Annotated in this window: 1 protein-coding gene; it reads left to right on the top strand. The window is 68.7% G+C overall.

Annotation, left to right across the window (positions count from 1 at the left end):
* On the top strand, positions 1–758 hold a 758-nt coding region (locus GSQ76_RS21685), incomplete at both ends, for a hypothetical protein (RefSeq protein WP_335904925.1).

Raw genomic sequence — 758 nt, 5'->3', positions numbered from 1 at the left:
GTGATCGCCGCCCCGGCGACCGCGGTGGTGGGCGTCGGCAAGGCCGGTGCCGTGGCCGGGTTGAGCCTGTCGGAGACGGGCAATACGACGGGCGAGAGCTTCACGGTGACGCTGGCGGACACCAACGGGTTGCTATCGGCAACCGGCACCGGCGTGTCTGGATCGGGCACGAAGACGCTGACATTGGCAGGAACGTTGGCGCAGGTGAATGCCGCGCTGGCGACGGTGACGGACAGCGACAGCGTTACCGGGTCCGACACGATCACGCTGAATACCGTGGATAGTCTGGGCAACAGCGCCGCGGCCAAGAGCGTGGCGGTGACGGTGAACGACCTACCGGTGATCGCTGCCCCGGCGACGACCGTTCTCGGAGTGGGCAAGACGCTTGCGGTCGCCGGGTTGAGCCTGTCGGAGACTGGGAACACCAATGGCGAGACGTTCAAGGTGGTGGTGGCCGACACCAACGGGGTGTTGTCGGCGACCGGCACCGGCGTCACTGGCTCGGGCAGCAAGGCGGTGACGATCCAGGGCACCTTGGCGCAGGTCAACGCCGCCCTGGCGACGGTGACGGATACCGAGAGCGCGACCGGAACCGACACCATCAAGCTCGCTGCAGTCGACGGCTTCGGCAATGCGGCGGCGAACAAGGCCGTGGCGGTGACGGTGAACGGCCTGCCGGTGATCGCCGCCCCGGCGACCGCGGTGGTGGGCGTCGGCAAGGCGGGTGCGATCGCCGGGTTGAGCCTGTCGGAGACGGG

The sequence above is a fragment of the Acidisphaera sp. L21 genome, assembly GCF_009765685.1.
Lineage (GTDB): Bacteria > Pseudomonadota > Alphaproteobacteria > Acetobacterales > Acetobacteraceae > LMUY01.
Note: the sequence above shows the minus strand (reverse complement) of the source record. Positions and strands in the feature narration are given on the sequence as shown.